Here is a 20,177-nt window from a genome sequence, read left to right on the forward strand (position 1 = left end):
AAAGTTATCAGTTGTTTCCAACATGTTATCAGTAAAACCCGCCCCTAGGTTCTGGCTTACCTTAAATTGAAAGACCTAGCTTTAGACCGAGGAAAATGTGAACAACGAGCAGGATCATAATCGTACTACCTAAATAAGCATGAGCAGTACGAAAAAATTCCTTCTTGTTACCCCCAAAACCCGTTAAAGCGATTAGCGCGTTAATTCCTAACAAAATGACGGCAGAAGAACCTGTCCAAAAATGTGGACTTTCAAAGATAGGTTTATGCTGCATAACCAAGGAAAGAACTCCTCCGGTATAACCCAGCGCAATAAACAGGTACATCAACGGTGCAAGCTGACGGTGAGATGCACGACTTTTCGCCGCCACTTCCCCATCCTTTGTTAGGCGACTACGCCATCCCATATACGCGACAAAACTGCCGAGAACAATTATCACAATTCCCATCATGACAGGATGTCCCCAGTGAACAATCGGCTCAGGAACGCCTATGCTGCGAAACCACGCAGCGAGAGGTTCTAGCGCTTGACTCAGTTGTTCTCCCATCGGTTTGAATTCATATTTCTTTACATCTATCTATTTTGACACGCTTTTCGCTCCCAGCCACTTAAATGAGCGGCAAAAAAGCTTGGACATAAGACAAATGACTAATCAGATAATCAGCCAAACCGCCAATCCCCAAAACGGGACATATCGCAACCAGCGCTCTTTTTTGTCCGAGGGAATGACGGCGGTTAATAATACACCCTGAAAAATGGAAAACAGCACCAAATCAACACAAAAGGCAATAACCACTCGGTTGCTCATCAGCAGTTGCCTAAAATAATGCGCCCTCTGTGCTAAATCTCCAAACTCCGGTCTTCCTACAAAACCCCATACAATAGCTAAAGTCCCCACAACCAGCCCTATCCATCCGAAAAGGCGAGCTAACCAGCCTTTTTTAGGTTCATCCTTTTCTTGAGGAGGGGGAACGGTATAACGTAGTGCCATATAAGGAGTAAGAATAACATTGGTTAGGAACATTACCACACTCCACATCAAAACCTTCGGTAACTGGCGTCCCCTTTTGTCAGCTAACAGCAAAGGGAGAAACATAAATATCCAGGCTTCGGCAAAGTTGAAGAGTGCTTCTAGGGTAGGGTGAACCGTCGGTGACTTCATATAATTAATGCCCACCGCATTTAAAATCGGTAAGATTAAGAAAAAATTGAGCGACTCATCTAGAATTTCCTGTAGAGTTTCGGGTTGAATCGCCCAAATTGGTTCCCCTGGAACAAGCTGATTCGGCGGAGAAAGCAAGAGCATATAAGTATAGACTATCGCCAACAGTGCCAACGCGATCGCAACCCCAGGCTGAGGTTGTTCTGATTTAGCAGTAGCACTGGTTTCTGGCTGGCGTTTCAGCAGTCGTCGTACCAAAGGAGTGACTAAGCGGATAATCCAGAATGCAACTTTACCGGGTTTAATGGGCGGTTCAACCACATCACGGGCAAAAACTAACTTACCCGTGGTTTCAGACAGACGATAAAAGCTGACCCCTCGTCCATTGGGAAAGGGAATACCATCAAGTTCAACATGCCAAAGGACACCCGTGGAAGATGGATCTGCGGTTGTAATATCATCAATAATAAAGAGTAAGTCATCGGGTACACCTCGATAGGCTTCTTCAAAAAGCTGCTGAACGGCGGCTTTCCCGCGAAAGGGTTGGGGAAAGTTGAGATCTTCATAGATACACTCGTCATCGATGCAATCTATAGCCGCTGAAATATCCCTGCGGTTGATTGCCTGATACAGGGATTCAATAATCAAATGAGCAGGTTTTGTCATGGGGACAGTTTGTAACTCTATTGAAACTATATCTGACATCCGGCAGGCAAAACTGCTCACAATCAGTGTTTTTCGCACTTTTCAAGGGAGTAATAGTTTGAATGGCTATAATTTGATAAAAATACAAAATAAGAGTATTCCTACCCGAATGGGGTATAATTTATGACTCATCAAATTTTAAAAGCGCGTTATCAAATCAAACGCCCCCTGGGAAAACGAGCAGGTCAGTGTACACTACTCGCCTTGGATCAGTACACCCAAAACTTCGTTGTCGTGAAACTGCTAACCTTTAGCGGTGATTTGACATGGGAAACAGTCAAACTTTTTGAACGCGAAGCCAAAACTTTACAGAATATTTCCCACCCAGCCATCCCTCGCTATCTGGACTACTTTGATATTCAGACAGATCAGGGTAAAGGCTTTTCCTTGGTACAAAGCTATATTAATGCTCCCTCATTAGAAGAGCATGTCAAAGTGGGACGAAGGTTTAATGAGACAGATCTCAAACAAATTGCCAAAGCCCTCTTAGAAATTTTCATTTATCTGCACAATTGCTATCCTCCCATTATTCACCGCGACATTAAACCAGGCAATATTTTGCTCACTAATCGTTCCGGTTCTCATGTCGGTCAAGTTTACTTAATAGACTTTGGCGCTGTGCAAGCCGCAGCCGTGGAACAAGGGACAATAACAGTAGTTGGTACTTATGGCTATATGCCACCTGAACAGTTCGGGGGGCGAGCGGTGCCTGCTTCTGATCTTTATAGTTTAGGAGCCACACTAATTTATTTAGCATCAGGACAGCATCCCGCCGATCTGCCTCAAAAAGATTTACGAATTTGCTTTGAGAACTATGTCAGTTTATCACCCAGTTTCATCGACTGGTTGCAGTGGATGACACAGCCAAGTCTTGAGCGGCGATTAGAGTCGGCTAGTCATGCTTTGCAAGCTCTAGAGAATCCACAACAGCAGAAATGTCTATCTTTAGTTGCGAAGAAACCCGCTGATTCTAGAGTTGTGTTGACAAAAAAACGCGATTGCATAGAGATTTTTATTCCACCTAAAGGTTTCAGTTTGATTTTGATACCCACTATTGGCTTTGCAATAATCTGGAATGGCTTCTTAGTTAATTGGTATTACATGGCATTACAAAACTGGAGTTCAGGCGGATGGTTTGGTGCATTTTTTGCTTTAGGGCATCTAGGAGTTGGGGTTTGGCTGATTCTAACGATTTTATTTAATCTGTTAGGAGAAACCCACTTACGAATAGATCACGAGCAAATTGCTTTGAAGTATCAAATGTGGAGCTTTAAATACCAGCGTCATCGCCCTGCACCACGGACTCAAATTATCAAATTAGAACGCACTCAAACGTCTTATAAGATGGGTGCAAGAGGTAGTACAGTGAAAGTTGAACCCCAAATTAATATTTGGGCTGGAACTAAAAAATTTCAGGTTGGTAGTAATGGTTTGCTATCTGAAACCGAGTTGGACTGGTTAGCTCATGAACTTAGCGACTGGCTAGAACTACCGATTAGCAGATAGGTAGATGAGCAGACAATTGTAAATAACCATTATCTTGATTAAACGGTAGTTCTGCTTTGCTGTTCCCACAAGAACGTAAGATTATCAGGTAAAGACAAAATCTGAAGCACCGATTTTGGCTACATTCACACCTTCTAAGATATGCTGACATTTTGGCAGACTTATTGAAGAGATGAAGCTCATCCGGGTTAAGCTGTAGCTTCTCTATGTTTCTCTAAAAACGCTTCTACTGTTCGGTTAAATTCCTTTGGCGCGACTAAAAAGGGCCAATGATTACCGGGAACCTGGCAAACTTGTAAATTTTTCAAATAAGTTTTATATGGTTTCAGTTGCCATTCTTGGCGATTCACCCCTTTTTCTGGTTGCACAAACAGGGTGGGGATATGAATCGGACTTGTTAATCCGGCGACGAGCATCACATCCTCAAAGGTACCATCACGGGCAGCAACGGTAAACTTACTCCCCCAAGAGCCATCGGATTTTTGTTCAATACTGGCTTGAAAAACTTGCTGCTGTAATGGCGTCCAATCTTGATATTGACTTAACTGACGTACTTTTTGTTCAGCGTCTTCATAACTCTCAAATGGACCCATCCCTTTGAGAAAAGGCAAAACTCGGTATAACAAAGGGAATGTAACCTTGAGCAGACTGGGCATTTTCCAGATAAAGATTGGATCAACTAAAATCATGCTGCGGAACCGTTCGGGATGCTGTTTTGCCCAAATCGGGGCTAATTTACCCGTCCAGGAATGTCCAATTATATGGGCTGATGACCATCCCAAGTGATCCAGGAGGGCTTCCAAGTCCGCGATCGCACTGGCAAAGGTATAATCATCTTCAGGCTTGCTACTTTCCCCATGACCCCGCATATCGGGAGCGATGATATGATAACTCTGAGCCAAATACTCTCCTAAATTTGACCACACTAAAGCGTGATCCGCTAAACCATGGAGCAGTAACAAGGGTTCTGAACCTTGATTCCACTCTAGATAAGACAATTGGATTCCAGATAAGGATACAGTTTGCCGTGTTGGTGTCATTTCGAGTTCCAGACGAGTCAATCCGAACGTAGAATAGCAAATATCAACAAAAGATAAAGCATTCTACTGAGCAAGGATTAGGTCAATAGAATCAGAACAAATCCTATTGGTTTGAGTAAACTTACGACTAATTGAGATTTAATAGAGGGAGACAATCGGTATGGCATTTACAGCTAGTGTTATTTCAACGAACGAATGGGGTGCTAAAGCTCCCAAACAGTGGCCCCAGCAAACGAGACCGCAATATATTATCATTCACCATACGGCGACTCCTAATCCTCCCAATGATCTATCCAGAGGAACATTGACGGGCGCCAAAACCTTGGCTCGCAGCATTCAAACAGCCCATATGAACGGCTTTGGCTGGATTGATTCCGGTCACAATTTTTTGAACACGACAGGTGGGTATTTGCTAGAAGGCAGACATGGAAGTCTGAATGCGGTTAAAGGGGGACGCAGTATCCGTTCATCCCATGCGGGTAGTAATAAAGGGAATGAGTCACCGGGTATTGAAAATGAAGGAACATTTACCACCTATCAAATGAATGCCAAACAGTGGGATAGTTTGGTTGACTTGTGCGCCTCGATTTGCTCAACCACTAAGATTAGCCCGGATAATATTCTCGGACATCGCGACTTTTCTCCCACTCAATGTCCTGGGGATTGGTTATATAGCCAATTACCTCGCTTGCGCCAGGAAGTACGTCAGCGACTGGGAACCTCTTTCCCAGCGATTTTGCGGGAAGGGGACACCGGACCGAGAGTCAAGGAACTTCAGCAAATTCTCAGCGCCCAAGGGTTTAAGGTGGGTCCAATTGATGGTATTTTTGGCGCAGGTACTACAGATGCCGTAGTTTTGTTCCAAAAGTTTCATGGGTTAGATGCCGATGGTTTGGTCGGACCAGCGACGTGGAAGGTATTAGAACGGGTTTCTCAACCTACACCGCCACCTCCCACCGACACCGGTACTCCGACAACGCCGGAGACAACACCAGGGGGAAGTACACCTTTGGGTTCACAAGCCCCTTTCACCCAGGTTCAACTCCTCGATACCTATAAGTATTACCGGGAACTCCCCCACCAAATTCAAGCGATTCAGTGGTTACAAGGACAAGTGTCGCAGGCGACATTGGTGGAGTTTTCCCAAAAATGGCGCAATCAACCGACAGACCCTTTTTTACCGCTCCAGGAAGGTTCCGTGGGTCCAGAAGTGAAGAAAGCCCAAGAGATTTTGCGGCAAAAAGGCTTTGATCCAGGTCCTGCGGATGGGATCTATGGTGCCAAGACAAAAAGCGCTATTATTGCGTTTCAGCGTTCCCAGGGGATGACAGCAGATGGGATTGTGGGGGCGGTGACGTGGTCTGTTCTGAATTTAGCTTAAGTGGAATGGTACTGACTTAAGGGTGGTGAGCAATGTCCACTCTACAGTATATCAAGAGTTTCGGTGAGCCAAAAATGCTTATTTCAGTACCATTCGGCTTCAAACTTACCAAACAACAGTTAGTAGGGTTTCAATTTCCTGAAAGTGACCATCGCGGGTTACTAATGTCAAGTTATATTGGAGAGCAAGTGCAGCAATCCAAATATCGTTTTCAGGCAAAGGACGCCCTTTAAGACGTAACTTATTTTTGACATCCCCGTAGTGACGGGCTGTTTGTGTATTACATCCAAGGACAGTACTGTTAGCAATTAATTCCTCAATCCGTTCTAAATTCTCTTTTGAACGTCCTGATTTATTAGCTCCATAACATAACTCGCCAACGGCGATACTGGGAACAAAGATTTCATCAGCTTGGATCAGGCTGTTTTTCACGGCTACCTCATCCGCAAAGAGCGCAATGATGATGTTAGTGTCTAATAAGTATCTACCACTCATTAAGGTCAACCTGTTCACAGTCTTGTTCTATGGCTTGGCGCATCAACTTAACATCATCGGGTGGGATTGAACCTGCAAAACGTAGTAATTGTTGCCCGGGGACGCCTTGAATTGGTGTATCGGCAATAGCGCGTGCAAATTCAAGCACTCGCCACTGCAAGTCTTGAGGCATAACTTTCAGTTGTTCAATTAGCTTATCCAGGATAGGTGTATCCATCTTGCTCTCCTGCCCAAAATTCTAAACTTATTCTAGTTTAGCTAGACCGCCAGTAAGCGTAATAGCGGTTTGTTCCAGACGTTGCATGCAACGTCTGGAACAAAAGGGATGATTCTGTCGTTTTTGTTACGTTTTTTCGTGAATTCTAGCATCAATTTCGATTATTGAACCGGTGTTATAGTTAGTTTAGCCCCTTAAACTCTAAGTCCTGAAAAAGCAGAATTAGATATCTAAATTAGCTTTTTTTACTTGTTGTTCCTGTGATTTTAACCCCTTCAAGCTTTGTTTGATTTGATCTCGTTTCTCGCAATTAACCTCTTGCTGAATGGATTGGCGACACAGATGCATCTTCAGATGTTGTCGATTTGGAAGCTTTAGCTGATTATCCCGCATAATCACTCCAGTTATTTCACGCGGTTTTTCGCCCGCATAATGCTTTTCTTTTTTCTTGTTATCGCGTAACCCACAACGATAAAACTGTTGTTTGATTTGCCATATCAATGTCCCTGGAACCTGCCTCCCTGAAATTGTGACATCATCCATATAGAGGGTTAAGGTACAACCTCCACTTTCGACAATTTCGCTGATCTCCTCCCACATATCTATGTGAGTAAAGTATGACAGAATAGGACTGGATGGACTACCAGTTGGCAGATGATCTTTGAAAGTTAAGAGTTTGGTCAGGATACCAGCCACATCCGAAGAACATTTCATTCGCTTGTGGAAAAACCAATAGACACGTCTAGAGGGAGTAGAAGGGAAATACTTTTCAATATCGAGACTCCTTACTTCAGGATTATTTACATGAGCTTTAGCATTGCTTATATAGGAACGCCCTTTGGCTGGACTATGTATGTAGTCTGGAATCTCAATTCGCTTTAAAAGCTCTTCAATTCGCTTCTGAACTTGTTTTAGGATAAGCTTGGGTTTTTCCACATGACGAATCTTTTGTCTTTTTGGCTCAAACCTATCTTGCTCTATATACAAGTTCTCTGATTGGGTCAGGTATTTGAGGTTTTCCAGACTCACATGCAACAACTTGGCGAGTTTTTTCTTAGACTTTAAGCAGTAAAAAGGTGACTGGTCTAGTTTATATTGCTTAGAGCGGCTACTTGACATACGAATGACCAGAATTTTCAGCAATAAAGTTAAGTATCGCCAGGATTTTTGAGGATACAAATGTTCTCAGTTTCTCTACTTTTATATCTTTGTTCAAGCTTTCCGAGAAGAACATGATTGAGGATACAGGTATATCGAGGAACTGCGAATATCGATTGAGTAAATCAAGTGTTGGAGTTTTTTTGCCTGATTCAATTTCTGAGAGATATGACTTGGATATTCCTAGTTTTCCCGCTAACTCCTTTTGCGATAAGTCATGGAATACCCTCATCAACCTTAGAGCTTCGTTTAGCATATCTAACCTCCTGTGGCTAGAGGGTTTCTTCAAGGGAGTATAGAAGAAGGGTTAGCAATCTAGTCCTGCCACAACTCGATTAGCCATCTCAAAATATTGAAAATGACTGGACCAAGTTTAAACAGTAGACGGAGCGTCTGAGGGTTGCGGAGCCATTTCAGCCACCGCTTGTATTGACGCTTTTTCGATTGCTCTTGCCGTTTGTCGGGATTTTGGTTTTCCATAAACGGATCTCCTTTGTTAGGGTTTATTTGCACTCATTCACCACAAGGTAAATGAGCGTCGCCTCAAACAAACCTGGAGAACGGCAGTTTTGACCCTTTCTATCCCAACGCAGACACTTCGCCTTGGCTGCGCTGCGCTGGTGTGCTTAGTACTAGACTTCACTCGTTCATTGCGATCTAGAGCCGCTTAATCTTTAACCAGAGGCGTACTCAATGCGTCACGAATCTGTGAAATACTGAGACTACTATGAAGCACGGCAGAAGACGGTTTCCCATCTTCCTCAGATCGCAAAAGCGATCCAGTGAGTGACGAATATCTCCTTTAACCCGACTGAACCTACTATAGCGCAGCGCAAAATGGTAAATTTTGCGCTGCGCTATCAGCGAACTTATTTTCTATCGCTTTAAGTAAACTGTTGTGCATAGAATCGCGCATAACGTCCCCCTCGCTCTAACAATTCTGCATGGGTTCCCGACTCGATAATCTGTCCCTGTTCCATGACTAAAATTCGGTCAGCGCGACGCACGGTGGTTAGGCGATGAGCGATAATAAAGACGGTGCGCTCTTTCATAATCCGTTCTAATGCTTCTTGGACTAAGGCTTCTGATTCTGAATCCAAGGCAGAGGTGGCTTCATCTAAGATGAGAATACTGGGATTCAGGAGAACCGCCCGCGCGATCGCAAGGCGTTGTCGTTGTCCTCCAGATAGGTTGATTCCCCGTTCTCCCACCCAGGTGTGATACCCTTGGGAGAATTGAATAATAAATTGGTGAGCATTGGCTATTTTGGCGGCGTCTTGAACCGCGTCTAAGTCAAAGTCTTTTTGACCAAAGGCAATATTCTGGGCAATGGTGCCAGAAAATAGAGTAGTTTCCTGGGGAACAATGCCAATTTGCCGCCGCAGGCTTTTTAGGGTAACGTCTCGGATATTAATCCCATCGATGAGAATTTCTCCGGCTTGCGGATCATAGAAACGGGGGAGTAAATTAACTAAAGTGGTTTTGCCCGCACCCGATGCCCCAACCAACGCGATCGCTTCTCCTGGCTGGGCAAGAAAACTTAAGTCTTTGAGCACCCAAGGCGTTTTAATTGTAGAGACGTGCCATGGCGCGTCTTGATCTTTGGCGATTGATGATAACGTTTCTTCAAAACCCGCCCTTTCTAAGTTCTCTTGGGCTTGAGTGTAGGCAAAGCTAATCTGGCGATATTCCACTTTACCCGTAACCGGGGGGAGAGTCATCGCATCCTCTTTTTCGATCACCGTTGGCACAATGGCAAAAAGTTCAAAGATGCGATCAACCGATGCCTCACCCTGCTTAAATTCGTTATAGTTGCTAGTAACGATCGCGATCGGATCAATGAGCATGGCAACCGCCGCACCATAGCTGACAAATTCACTCCCAGTCAAGTTACCTTGGGCAATTTGCCATCCCCCTAGTAAAAAGACTAATAACAGGCACATCGCCTCCAGAAACCCAACCACGGGAAACTGAATCGCCTTTAACCGTTCCGCCGCATACTTGGCTTGACGATTGTTTTCTGCCTCTTGACTAAATCGCTCTAATGTGTACTCTTCAGCCGCAAAAGCTTGGACTAAACGAATACCACTCAAGACTTCAATCAGCAACGCCGATAAATCTGACACCCTATTTTGACTACGCCGAGAAAACTGGCGCATCCGTTCACCAAACCAGCCAATTAATAGACCCATTAACGGGGCAATGAGTACAATACCTAGGGTAAGTTGCCAGTTCAAGTAAATCACATAAGCGAAGACAGCAACCAACTGTAAAACGCTGGGGACAAACTGGTGAAAGAACTTGTTTACCACCTCGCCAATGCGGTCAATATCCTCGGTGAGTCGATAGGATAAGTCCCCGGTTTTAGCCGTTTCAAAGTAATCAAGACTCAGGCTTTGCAGGTGGGCGTAGACATTTTTCCGCAAATCCAGAGTAATAGCTAGGGCAGCCTTTGCCATTAGGGTGTCTTGCCCATACTGTGCCAGCTTCTGACCCAAGAAAATTAAAGCAGCAATTCCGGCAACTTGTGCGATCGCGCCCACATTTCCCTGTCCCACATAAGCCGCAATCCGCCCCGCGAGCCAAGCCAAGAGGGGCCACACGGCGACAAATCCCACAGTACAAGCTAAGGCTTGCCCAATGGTAACTCTTTGAGGGCGAAGATAAGGCAACAGTTGCCAGTAATGAGAACGGGTTTTCAATGTATAATCACCCAAATGCAATTTTCCTCTGTCTCACGCTATCAGCTTTCATCATTTCTACAAAGACTTTCCGGTGACAGGGGAAGTTTCTACTGCTTAAGTGTGTAAGGTATATCAATCAAAATGTAGGGGCGCAAGGCTTGCGCCCACACATAAGTACATCTTATGAAAAACGCTATACAATAATAAGACAGAATATTACAGATTGAGGCGTTGTATTATGTCAACTGAGGTGACTCAGACTCAGAGTTCCCCAACAACTCCCGTGGTGGACTGGGAACCCCAAATGCCACCCACTGATTTAATTTTTGATGATGGAGAACCCTTGGAAAGTAACCGCCACCGCATTGCCATGAATCTGTTGATTCAGTTAACCCACCAAGCCTTGGCACAGCGAGAGGATTACTTTGTGGGTGGTAATATGTTCATTTATTATAGTCGCACCCAGGCACGAAATCGGGATTTCCGAGGACCGGATTTTTTTGTGGTATTGAATGTGGATGGAACCCGTTCTCGCCAAGGTTGGGTAGTCTGGGATGAAGAGGGGCGTTACCCAGATGTGATTATTGAACTGATGTCTGCTTCTACAGCTAATACTGATATTGGGGCAAAAAAGGATATTTACGAAGGAACCTTTAGAACACCGGATTATTTTGTGTTTGACCCGTTTAACCCAGACTCTTTACAGGGATGGCGGTTGGATGCAAATTTACGTTATCAACCGTTGGTTCCGAATGAGTCAGGATGGTTATGGTGCGAAACTTTAGGGTTATGGTTAGGAATTTGGCAAGGAACAATAAGCAGAGAAACAGCACCGTGGTTACGATTTTATGACTCAGAGGGTAATTTAGTTTTATTACCCGAAGAAGCTGAACATCAACGGGCTGAATCTGAACATCAACGCGCTGAATCTGAACATCAACGCGCTGAACGTTTAGCCGCACGATTGCGAGAGTTAGGAGAAGAACCAGACAATTAGGAGATATGGGGGAGAAAATCATTAACCTCATGCTGATGGACATCCCCTTGTAAAATAGAGATTTATCCTCAATGTCGATAGCCGATTAAAATCATGACACAGCCATTACAGCATCGCATCATCTGTTGGAGTTTAAGTTTAATTATCGCTAGTTTTAGCTTCGTCTTTGGACTACCCGCAAGTGCGAAGGCTCAGTCTATCTCAAACACTCATCCAACTCAAATCGCTACAGTATCAGCCAGTGAAGCCTTTCGCAATGCATACAATCAGCGCTATACCTGGGATGAAAATTTTCCGGGTTATTCCGCAGAGGTTTCGATTACTCATAAGGGAGATATTGACCAGGGAATCGTTCGGGTTCAACCGGAGCTGACTGTGGAAGTCATTAATCTTGAACCGGAGGATTTGCGGGAGTTGGTTGCCAATACTGTTAAGATGGAAATTATTCACCGCCGCCGAGTACCGTTTGAGCAGTTGCATGGTAACAATGACTTTGAGTTAAAGGGAAAAGACGAGTATGGCGCGTTAAAAATCAATGAAGTGGGTGATAATTCCTACTATAAGGTTAAAGGGGATGTAATTACTCAAGTGAATCGCAGCTTTGGAGATGTAGCAGTAACAGTTGACACTCTAGGCACAACTAAAACTCCAGAGGGTTATTTAGTCAGTCACTTTAAAACCACGTTTCGCGATGCCCAAACAGGTGAAATTCTGGAGAAAGAAGATGTGCGAGATTTTCATGAAAAGGTGGGCAAATACTATTTGCTAACGAACCGGACGATTCGATATGCCCAGGAGGAAAATCCTGAAGAAAAACCTGTGGCGGATACGAGGATTCGCTTTAATGATATTCAGCCGTTGTAACTAGAAAAAAATGATTGAGTGGGATCGAGTCGCTGAGTTGTATGATATCTATGTCCATAGTGATATCGATATTTCCTTTTTTATTCGAGAAACCCGTAAAGTATCAGGTCAAGTTCTCGAATTGATGGCAGGAACGGGGCGCGTCTCGATTCCTTTATTAGAAGCTGGCGTTTCGCTGGTTTGTGTGGATGCTTCGGCACAAATGCTAACTGTTCTGCAAAAAAAGCTGGCACAAAAGGGGTTTTTACCTAAGATTCAGCAGGCTGATGTGCGAGAGTTAAACCTGAAAGAGTATTTTGAATTAGCGATTATTCCGTTCAATTCATTTTCGGAACTTTTGTCAAAGAAAGACCAAAAAAATACACTCCGCTCAATTCACAACCATTTGCGTGAAGGTGGGCAACTTATCTGTACTCTACATAATCCTAATGTCCGGTCAAAATTGGTCGATGGTTCTCTGCGTCTAGAGGGAAAATACAGTCTGGAAAAGGAACAACTTCTGTTCTGGGGACTGGAAAAGCAGCAACCGAATCACTGTATTGTTGAGCGAACTCAGTTCGATGATATGCGCGATCGCGTCTCCTGTCTCGGAAGCGAGAAGTTTGCTGGCTTCGGAATAGGACGCAATCCAGATTTTCGGTAAGTTGTTTGCTGTAAATTCAGTCAAAATTGTTACTAATTTAATTTAGATTTTGTCCTAATTTTTCCATGAAACTCTCCCAACGGTTTACCGACGCCTTAACCTTTGCCACCGAATTGCACGCCAACCAAACCCGCAAAGGGAATGGCGTTCCCTACATCGCCCACCTGCTAGCTGTTGCCAGTATTGCCTTAGAATATGGGGCAGATGAAGATGAAGCGATCGCAGCCCTTCTCCATGATGCCATTGAAGACCAAGGCGGTGCAGCAACCCGTGAAGAAATTCGCCGCCGCTTTGGGGATAAAATTACTGAAATTGTCGATGGTTGCACCGATGCTGACACCACACCCAAACCCCCTTGGCGTCAGCGCAAAGCGGCTTATATTGCACATATTCCCACAGCCTCGGCTTCGGTTCGTTTAGTGTCTGCAGCCGATAAGCTGCATAATGCTTGGTCAATTCTTAAAGATTATCGTATTGTAGGGGATAAGGTGTGGCAACGCTTTCATGGGCGTAAAGAAGGTACACTTTGGTATTACCGTTCCTTGATTGAAGCCTTCCGCACCCAGAAGTCTATGCCGATTATTGACGAATTGGATCGGGTGGTGAGTGAATTAGAATTATTAGCAGGTGTAACTGACCAGAATTCTGAGTGGTGATCTGTGTAGGGGCGGGTTTTACCTCTATCATTGGTTGTCACCCGAATGTAAATAAACCCGCCCCAACTTGATGAACGGGTTTGTCACTAAACCTGCCTTTATCTGTATCTTACGGCTGCGATCGCGTAAAACCCGTAACCCATTCACCCCATTATCGTGCCATGAAACCAATACTTCTAACCACGGCTGCTATTTTCACCGCCATCACTCTGAATACCAGCGCCTTGGCTGAAAATCTACAAAATATCCAAAAGGTACTCTCCACCAAAAACTGTCCCGGATGTGATCTCACCGATGCGGGTCTAGTTATGGCAGAATTAGTCGGGGCAAACTTGAGTGGGGCAGATTTGAGTCGCGCTAATCTCAGTCGGGCAAATTTAGTGGGGGCGGATCTCACCGGCGCAAATCTCAGTGGCGCGTCTCTCAATGGTGCAAACCTAACTGGCGCAAATCTCAGTGGCGCTATTTTAGTGGGAACGGATCTGAGAAGTGCTTATCTCGTCAATGCTCAACTGTTTGGTACGGATCTCAGTAGCGCTTATATTCAAGGAACCATTGGTCTTCCTCAGTATGCCGGAACCGCTGAAGATTTTTATGCCTGGGGTGTGATTGAAGCAGAACGGGGAAACTACCAAGCTGCCATTGAACATTATAATCAAGCTCTGAATCTCAAAGCTGAATTTGCTCCCGCCTATTTAGCCCGAGGAATTGCCCGATTTCGCTTAAGTGATCACGGCGGTGCTAGCCGAGATGCTGAAGTTGCTAGTCAGCTTTTTACCAATCAAGAAAACCCAGTTGGTTTCCAAGCCTCGCAGAATCTGATCGCCATGGTGGAAATTACCCAAAATCCCCCCGAAGTTCGCTCTCGCCCATCTTTTGGGAATGCCCTTGTAGGTATTGGTTCACTGCTTTTGCGGTTTTTAGCACCGCTTTGATCGACGAGGGTTTTATATCCTGAGCATCGAATTTTTGTTTTTTTAACGCAAAGTAACGCAGAGGATTTTTGAAGGATTTGGACGTGAAGAGTTATCGTAAGGGTAAATGCTATTACTTTTCTTAAGCCTATGGGGTAAACCCGAATGTAGGGGCATCATCCTTGCGCCCTTCCATCTATACCGCTCCCTTTTTTCTGGATAATTCATAATTTAAATCATGAACATCAAAGAATTAGAACCTCAATTACTTGCTCTAAAGCCGACTGAAAAAGCTCAATTAATTCACCTCCTAACCCAAAGTTTCAATAACAATTGGAAGGAAATTGAAAAAACGTCTGGTGTTTGTGATGGCAACCCGAATTCATCAAGCTATTTCCTATTTCCCTGGAAGAATCCTTACGGGGAAAAGTGATGCGAGTAAATCGTCCCGCCCAATAATTTTAAGTGTTACATCAGTAAACTTAAGTGAGAACCTTCCTCAGTTTTTCGTACTTCAATTCGTGTCTGAAAGGCTTCCTTAAATTGGGGCATGTGAGTTACCGTTAAGATACAAGCAAAGTCGGATGCGATCGCGTTAATTGCCGCAATCAATCGCTCACACCCTTCAGCGTCTTGCGTACCAAAGCCTTCATCGACAATCAGCATTTGCAAGGAAGTTCCCGCTCTCTGCGCTAAGAGTCGGGCTAGGGCGAGGCGAATGGCAAAGTTAATCCGGAAGGCTTCACCCCCAGAATAGGTTTCATAAGGGCGCGTTCCTCTGGCGTCAGCGATTAAAATATCGAGGGTATCGATGAGTTTACTTTTGCGCTTTGATGCCCGTTTTCCGGCTTTTTGGGTAACAATTTGGACGTGTAACTGATTTCCGGTGAGTCGCGATAGAATTTGATTAGCTTCTGCCTCTAATTGGGGTAAAATATTTTCAATCATCAGCGTCTGGATACCATTTTTCCCAAAGGCTTTGGCTAGTTCCTGATGCACTCGATATTGCCGTTGTAAAGTTTTAACCTGTTCCGTTTGCTCTTGATATTGAGTTTGCAGAGTATCCAGTTGAGTTAAGCGCTGTTGTAAACGCCCGACTTGGGATAGGTGTTCGTCTAGTTGTCGGCGTCGCTGTAGGATACGCTGTTCTAGTATTTGTAAGTCGCGGCTGGTGTCGGGATACTGTTCCAATTGCTTGACAATTTCCGCTAATTGTGTGTTCAGCGCTTCCCGATCGCCTTGTCGCTTGGCTAGGGTTTGAGTCAGGCTATCTAATCGTTGACAGATTTGAGGATAGTGTTCCTGGGCTTTGGTTAATTCTTGATGGCGTAGTTGCCAAGATTGAGCTTGTCGCAGGGAGGTGCACAGTTGGTTGTGAGTGTCTAAGTTATAGCCAATTTCGCGAATTTGTTCCTCGATCGCATCGATTTCCTGTTTTAGGGGAGAGGTGGTTTGTAACTCCTCTAGGGATTGGTTTAGCTGATCGAGTTGGGCTTGCAGTTGGGGTTGTTGTTCCTGAATTTTCTCTAGGCGTCGCTGGGCGTCTTCGAGTTTGGCTTGGCGGATTTCCGCCCATCGCCAACGATCGACTTCTCCGCGTGCGAGGGCGTGGGTTTGTTCGTTGTAGTTTAGCTGTTGTAGTTGGCTATCTAAGGTTTGTAGTTGGGTTTGGACATCTAGGGCGTAGGTTCCCTCACTTAGCGATCGCTCTAGTTGTTTCTTTTCTTCGGAGATGTCGTAGAGGCGATCATACACTTCATCGGTGGCTTCGAGTCGGGCTTCGAGTTGTCCCCGTTGTTCTAATAATTGCTCAAAAGGTGCCAATTCTTGGGAGAGTTGGGCGTATTCTTGACGTAAGACTTGCAGTTCCCGTTCACAAACCGCTAGCTGTTCTCGCACCACCCAGAATTGATCTTGGATTTCCTGTTGTTCGGTTGTCGTTTTTTGGATAACGTGGTGGGAATGGGTTTCATCTAAGGCGCGATCGCACAGGGGACAAACAGCGTCCTGAACCTGTAACATTTGGATTTTCTGGGTGAGTTCGGCGAGTTGTTTTTCATAACGGCGCTGGCTTTCTTGCAGTCGTTCTTGAAAGCTGCGGCGTTCGAGTCCTTTTTCTTGTACGCGCTGTTGATAAACTTTCTTTTTTTCTAAGGTACTGATTTCGGCGACAACTTGCAGAACTGTTTGTCGCAGTTGGGGAGTTGTGGCGATTTGGTGAGATAATTGATCTTCTGAGGCGTTGAGTTCATCTAAACGGGCGCTGAGGCGGGCGTGGATGCGATCTAATTCGCTTTGCAAGGCGGCGCGGCGTTGCAGAATGGGGGAAACGTCGAGTTGAAGTTGATCCAGGTGATTGAGGCGGGTACGGGCGGTGTTGAGTTTTTCCAAGGCTTCAGCCACATCTGCAGAACGAGTGAGCATTTGGTGAATTTCTTGTTCTTGGGGACGCAGGGCGTCGAGTTGAGCTTGGGTTTGGCGGATTTGCAGATTCAATTCCTGAATCTGTTGGTTGAGTTGCTGTTGTAGCTGCTGTTTTTGGCGGTGGGCGTTTTGATCTGCGTGGAACTTTTGGCTGAGACTCTCTTCTCGCTGTTGCAGTGTCAGATAATCGGAATAACCGGCAGTAATTTGCTCGTTTTGGTCGAGAATGGTGGCTAATTGCTGCTTTTGGGTTTCGGTGGTGGTAATATCCTGATGCAGGCGATCGCATTCTTGGGTGAGATTTTGGTATTGCTGGCGAACAAAGGTGAGTTGTTGTTCCCAGGTGTGGCGTTGGTGTTTGAGAGATTGCAGGTGGTGCAGTTGGGTTTGGTCGGTTTCGTGGTCTTGGCGTAGTTGGTGTAGGGTGGTTTGAGTGGCGTCTTGTTGCTCCTGCGTCGCGTCTCGTTCCTCTAATTGCTGCTGAATGGCTTGTAAACTAGATTCGAGTTGCTCGGCTTGACCTTTGAATTGGCGGGATAAATCCTTTGCTTGATCCGCTAAGGTTTCGTATTGATCCAGTTTCAATAAATCAGCTAAGATTTGTTTGCGTTCCGAGGGACGCCGTAGCATAAATTCATCCGCACGCCCCTGACGCAAGTAAGCGGAGTTAATAAAGGTATCATAATCCAGCTTAAGATGATGCAGGATAAGCTGTTGAGTTGCCCGTAATCCTTTTTCAGTTAAGGAACGAAATCCATCGGGCGTTTCAATTTGAAATTCCAGGGAACTGCTTTGTCCCCGTTGCTTGCTCCGAATCACCCGATGGGTTTGTTGGTTATTATGGAAGATGAAGTCTACCCGTACATTTTTCGCTCCGGCATGGATTAAATCATCTTCCGACGCAGCACGGCATTGTCCCCAAATCGCCCAGGTGATTGCTTCGAGGAGAGAAGATTTCCCAGCACCATTGGCGCCACAGATACAAGCCGTATGCAGTCCGCGAAAGTCGAGAGTCGCTTCACGGTAGCTTAAAAAATTTTTCAGGGTCAGTTTCAGGGGAATCATGCAGGCTGGAATGCCATTGAAATTAGGGATGCAAGAAAATTGTCAGTACATACGCACGCTCTCCATAGTTTATAGACGCCGGGATGCGGATTCCAGCCTTTTTCTCGACAATTTTACAATATTTAATATAATAGGAGTCTAGGAGAAACTGCTCAAAAAAGTAAGTATCAGTTACTCTCACTGGCTCAAAATGCAGCGTTAGCCCTCAAAAATCATTAAACCTGTGGAAAGAAAAATCACTTTTGACAGGGTAATGAAAAAGAAAGGGTAAAATTGTATACAATAATAGAATAGCCAGAGTCAAGATCAAGAAAATACCTTCCTGCTACCTACCGCAACGGTTCTGGTTAGCTACAACATCAGGGAAAGTGATAACACCAGCAGTTAGGGGACTCAGCATTTACTGTTTTTCAAGTGAGCCAGATGAAAAGAGCTGTACGCCGAATAAGTCAATCACTGGCAGCCCTCTATAGTCTAACAGGACTTATGGGCTTTGCTAAGGTTGCCCAAGCACAAGTTACCGAAGATAATACAACGGGTAATAGAACGATTGTTACCCCAAATGGCAATCAATTTGGCATTACAGGTGGCGTTGAAGCTGGCAGTAATCTGATTCACAGCTTTGGAGAGTTTAGTCTGGATTCAGAACAAAGTGCTATTTTTAATGTCAATTCTAATATTCAAAACATTCTAAGTCGGGTTACAGGTGGCAATCTGTCTCAAATCAATGGACTCATCGAAGTCTTGGGAGGAACGAGCAGTACCAATCTGTTTTTGATGAATCCGGCTGGTATTGTGTTTGGTCAAGGTGCAAGTCTGAATGTGCCAGGGGACTTTACTGCGACAACCGCTACGTCAATTGGTTTAGGCAATGACCAATGGTTTAATGCCACAGGTACTATCGACGCAAATCAGCTAGCGGGAAATCCGAACAATTCCTTTGCCTTTAATACGCCTCAACCCGGAGGAATTGTTAGCTCGGCTAACTTAACGGTTAATAATGGGAACTTAACCTTAATCGGTGGCACAGTTGTCAGTACAGGTACTATCTCTGCACCAGAAGGTCAAGTGACCATTGCCACAGTACCCGGTGATACGGTAGTGCGCCTCAGCCAACCGGGAATGGTGCTAAATTTAGAGTTTGAATCGGTAGACTCAGTAAGTGGTAATCCAGGCAGTTGGGATGGTAATGTAGCTTCTTTGCCTCAACTGCTGACAGGAGGAGGGATTGATCATGCAACTGAAGCGATCGCGGATGGTAATCGGGTAATCTTATCAGGCTCTGGAATTACTGTAAATAATGGCGATGTTGTCGCGACAGGGGACATTAGGGCAAAAGACGGTCTCAATATCACCGCCAATAGTATTACCACAGGAAATATCGATACGAGTTCTAACCGTCAAACGGCGCCCGGTTCTGTCTCGTTATTGGCTATAGAGGACATAAAAACGGGTGATATTAGAACCAGCGATAGCAGCGGAGGAGATAGAAGCGCAGGTTCGGTACAGATATCTACCTTACAAGGCAATATTGATCTAAAAAATATTTTTGGTGAAGATCAAGGTCAAGGAAATAGTGCTACTTTTACGTTAGAGGCTCCTCAAGGCGAAATTACCATTCGGGGGGATATAAGAATACTCAATCGTGGACCGGGTGAGCAAGGTCAAGTAAATTGGGTTGCCCAAAACTTCACGCAGGAGTCCGGCAAGATTACTGAACCCTCCAACATATTAAGTAGGCTCAATGATCCTTCCATATCTAGTCCTTTAAATAACGTTAGTTTTCCTCCTTTCAGCAGTGGTGGTGGTACGACAGGTGGTGGTGAAACAACAGGTGGCACAACAGGTGGCACAACAGGTGGTGGTGAAACGACAGGCGGCACGACAGGTGGCACAACAGGTGGTGGTGAAACGACAGGCGGCACGACAGGTGGCACGACAGGTGGCACGACAGGTGGCACGACAGGTGGACAAACAGGTGGCACGACAGGTGGTGGCACGACAGGTGGTGGCACGATAGATGATGGTGCATTGCTTGGTGGCGGAACAAATGATGATTCAACTGTTGATGATGACTTGATTGGTGACGTAACAGATGGTGATGTCTTAAATACCGGAAGTGACCCAATTGCCAATGATGGGGACACAGATACTGGAAATCCCAGTGACCCAATTGCCAATGATGGGGACACAGATACTGGAAATCCCAGTGACCCAATTGCCAATGATGGGGACACAGATACCGTAAATCCCAGTGACCCAATTG

The 20,177-nt window shown here is 45.1% G+C and carries 18 protein-coding genes and 1 pseudogene; 9 read left to right on the forward strand and 10 right to left on the reverse strand.

What is annotated here, in order from left to right; genetic code table 11:
• Positions 1–61: 61 nt before the first annotated feature.
• The gene (locus tag RID09_RS14290; protein WP_446336595.1) at positions 62–547 is read right to left on the reverse strand and encodes a DUF4079 domain-containing protein; all 486 of its coding nucleotides are present in this window, start codon (positions 545–547) and stop codon (positions 62–64) included.
• A gap of 105 nt (positions 548–652) precedes the next feature.
• Positions 653–1,828 (reverse strand): nuclear transport factor 2 family protein, encoded by a 1,176-nt coding sequence (locus RID09_RS14295; RefSeq protein WP_446336596.1) that lies wholly within the window; start codon positions 1,826–1,828, stop codon positions 653–655.
• Positions 1,829–1,990: 162 nt separating this feature from the next.
• Here RID09_RS14295 and RID09_RS14300 point away from each other — a divergent pair, with 162 nt between their 5' ends.
• Complete coding sequence (locus RID09_RS14300) at positions 1,991–3,373, forward strand: serine/threonine protein kinase (RefSeq protein WP_446336597.1); 1,383 nt, start codon at positions 1,991–1,993, stop codon at positions 3,371–3,373.
• A gap of 188 nt (positions 3,374–3,561) precedes the next feature.
• Here RID09_RS14300 and RID09_RS14305 read toward each other — a convergent pair whose 3' ends face one another.
• A complete protein-coding gene (locus tag RID09_RS14305; protein WP_446336598.1) occupies positions 3,562–4,413 on the reverse strand; it encodes an alpha/beta fold hydrolase in 852 nt (283 codons plus the stop codon).
• A gap of 160 nt (positions 4,414–4,573) precedes the next feature.
• On the opposite strand from RID09_RS14305, the gene RID09_RS14310 reads away from it, so the two are divergent.
• On the forward strand, positions 4,574–5,794 hold the full coding sequence (locus tag RID09_RS14310) for a peptidoglycan recognition protein family protein (protein ID WP_446336599.1): 1,221 nt from the start codon (positions 4,574–4,576) through the stop codon (positions 5,792–5,794).
• A 105-nt stretch (positions 5,795–5,899) separates the two neighbouring features.
• On the opposite strand, the gene RID09_RS14315 is transcribed toward RID09_RS14310, so the two are convergent.
• The 6 genes from RID09_RS14315 to RID09_RS14340 all read right to left on the reverse strand — a co-directional run bounded on the left by RID09_RS14315 (position 5,900) and on the right by RID09_RS14340 (position 10,366).
• Positions 5,900–6,289, reverse strand: a complete 390-nt coding sequence (locus RID09_RS14315) for a PIN domain-containing protein (RefSeq protein ID WP_446336612.1) — start codon at positions 6,287–6,289, stop codon at positions 5,900–5,902.
• Positions 6,279–6,506, reverse strand: coding sequence for a hypothetical protein (locus tag RID09_RS14320; RefSeq protein ID WP_446336600.1), 228 nt, complete (start codon positions 6,504–6,506; stop codon positions 6,279–6,281). The genes RID09_RS14315 and RID09_RS14320 overlap by 11 nt, the downstream gene beginning before the upstream one ends.
• A 222-nt stretch (positions 6,507–6,728) precedes the next feature.
• Positions 6,729–7,625, reverse strand: coding sequence for a reverse transcriptase family protein (locus RID09_RS14325; RefSeq protein WP_446336601.1), 897 nt, complete (start codon positions 7,623–7,625; stop codon positions 6,729–6,731).
• Positions 7,615–7,920 (reverse strand): helix-turn-helix domain-containing protein, encoded by a 306-nt coding sequence (locus RID09_RS14330; protein ID WP_446336602.1) that lies wholly within the window; start codon positions 7,918–7,920, stop codon positions 7,615–7,617. The genes RID09_RS14325 and RID09_RS14330 overlap by 11 nt, the downstream gene beginning before the upstream one ends.
• A gap of 59 nt (positions 7,921–7,979) precedes the next feature.
• Complete coding sequence (locus RID09_RS14335) at positions 7,980–8,144, reverse strand: hypothetical protein (protein WP_446336603.1); 165 nt, start codon at positions 8,142–8,144, stop codon at positions 7,980–7,982.
• A gap of 404 nt (positions 8,145–8,548) precedes the next feature.
• Entirely contained in the window at positions 8,549–10,366 is a 1,818-nt protein-coding gene (locus RID09_RS14340; protein WP_446336604.1) for an ABC transporter ATP-binding protein, read from the reverse strand.
• 220 nt (positions 10,367–10,586) lie between these two features.
• On the opposite strand from RID09_RS14340, the gene RID09_RS14345 reads away from it, so the two are divergent.
• From RID09_RS14345 to RID09_RS14370, 6 genes and pseudogenes are all read left to right on the forward strand, one after another.
• On the forward strand, positions 10,587–11,345 hold the full coding sequence (locus RID09_RS14345) for a Uma2 family endonuclease (RefSeq protein WP_446336605.1): 759 nt from the start codon (positions 10,587–10,589) through the stop codon (positions 11,343–11,345).
• Positions 11,346–11,438: 93 nt separating this feature from the next.
• A complete protein-coding gene (locus RID09_RS14350; protein ID WP_446336606.1) occupies positions 11,439–12,209 on the forward strand; it encodes a DUF3386 family protein in 771 nt (256 codons plus the stop codon).
• A 10-nt stretch (positions 12,210–12,219) separates the two neighbouring features.
• Positions 12,220–12,852, forward strand: a complete 633-nt coding sequence (locus RID09_RS14355) for a class I SAM-dependent methyltransferase (protein ID WP_446336607.1) — start codon at positions 12,220–12,222, stop codon at positions 12,850–12,852.
• A 65-nt stretch (positions 12,853–12,917) separates the two neighbouring features.
• On the forward strand, positions 12,918–13,508 hold the full coding sequence (locus RID09_RS14360; protein ID WP_446336608.1) for an HD domain-containing protein: 591 nt from the start codon (positions 12,918–12,920) through the stop codon (positions 13,506–13,508).
• A gap of 161 nt (positions 13,509–13,669) precedes the next feature.
• Positions 13,670–14,443 (forward strand): pentapeptide repeat-containing protein, encoded by a 774-nt coding sequence (locus tag RID09_RS14365; protein WP_446336609.1) that lies wholly within the window; start codon positions 13,670–13,672, stop codon positions 14,441–14,443.
• A 217-nt stretch (positions 14,444–14,660) separates the two neighbouring features.
• A pseudogene (locus RID09_RS14370) lies at positions 14,661–14,795 on the forward strand (DUF433 domain-containing protein); the annotation flags it as partial.
• Between the two features lie 95 nt (positions 14,796–14,890).
• Here the strand turns inward: RID09_RS14370 and sbcC are convergent.
• Complete coding sequence (sbcC, locus tag RID09_RS14375; RefSeq protein ID WP_446336610.1) at positions 14,891–17,911, reverse strand: exonuclease subunit SbcC; 3,021 nt, start codon at positions 17,909–17,911, stop codon at positions 14,891–14,893.
• Between the two features lie 423 nt (positions 17,912–18,334).
• Between sbcC and RID09_RS14380 the strand changes: the two genes are divergently transcribed.
• Positions 18,335–20,177: two-partner secretion domain-containing protein (locus RID09_RS14380; RefSeq protein WP_446336611.1), on the forward strand; the 1,843-nt coding region annotated here is incomplete at its 3' end.

Source organism: Coleofasciculus sp. G1-WW12-02, from assembly GCF_040219735.1.
Classification (GTDB): Bacteria; Cyanobacteriota; Cyanobacteriia; order Cyanobacteriales; family Coleofasciculaceae; genus Coleofasciculus.

Excerpts from the sequence above, each read along its gene's own strand:
- RID09_RS14290 (WP_446336595.1), bottom strand. The coding sequence starts at position 547 with ATGGGAGAACAACTGAGTCAAGCGCTAGAACCTCTCGCTGCGTGGTTT.
- RID09_RS14295 (WP_446336596.1), bottom strand. The coding sequence starts at position 1,828 with ATGACAAAACCTGCTCATTTGATTATTGAATCCCTGTATCAGGCAATC.
- RID09_RS14300 (WP_446336597.1), top strand. The coding sequence starts at position 1,991 with ATGACTCATCAAATTTTAAAAGCGCGTTATCAAATCAAACGCCCCCTG.
- RID09_RS14305 (WP_446336598.1), bottom strand. The coding sequence starts at position 4,413 with ATGACACCAACACGGCAAACTGTATCCTTATCTGGAATCCAATTGTCT.
- RID09_RS14310 (WP_446336599.1), top strand. The coding sequence starts at position 4,574 with ATGGCATTTACAGCTAGTGTTATTTCAACGAACGAATGGGGTGCTAAA.
- RID09_RS14315 (WP_446336612.1), bottom strand. The coding sequence starts at position 6,289 with ATGAGTGGTAGATACTTATTAGACACTAACATCATCATTGCGCTCTTT.
- RID09_RS14320 (WP_446336600.1), bottom strand. The coding sequence starts at position 6,506 with ATGGATACACCTATCCTGGATAAGCTAATTGAACAACTGAAAGTTATG.
- RID09_RS14325 (WP_446336601.1), bottom strand. The coding sequence starts at position 7,625 with ATGTCAAGTAGCCGCTCTAAGCAATATAAACTAGACCAGTCACCTTTT.
- RID09_RS14330 (WP_446336602.1), bottom strand. The coding sequence starts at position 7,920 with ATGCTAAACGAAGCTCTAAGGTTGATGAGGGTATTCCATGACTTATCG.
- RID09_RS14335 (WP_446336603.1), bottom strand. The coding sequence starts at position 8,144 with ATGGAAAACCAAAATCCCGACAAACGGCAAGAGCAATCGAAAAAGCGT.
- RID09_RS14345 (WP_446336605.1), top strand. The coding sequence starts at position 10,587 with ATGTCAACTGAGGTGACTCAGACTCAGAGTTCCCCAACAACTCCCGTG.
- RID09_RS14350 (WP_446336606.1), top strand. The coding sequence starts at position 11,439 with ATGACACAGCCATTACAGCATCGCATCATCTGTTGGAGTTTAAGTTTA.
- RID09_RS14355 (WP_446336607.1), top strand. The coding sequence starts at position 12,220 with ATGATTGAGTGGGATCGAGTCGCTGAGTTGTATGATATCTATGTCCAT.
- RID09_RS14360 (WP_446336608.1), top strand. The coding sequence starts at position 12,918 with ATGAAACTCTCCCAACGGTTTACCGACGCCTTAACCTTTGCCACCGAA.
- RID09_RS14365 (WP_446336609.1), top strand. The coding sequence starts at position 13,670 with ATGAAACCAATACTTCTAACCACGGCTGCTATTTTCACCGCCATCACT.
- sbcC (WP_446336610.1), bottom strand. The coding sequence starts at position 17,911 with ATGATTCCCCTGAAACTGACCCTGAAAAATTTTTTAAGCTACCGTGAA.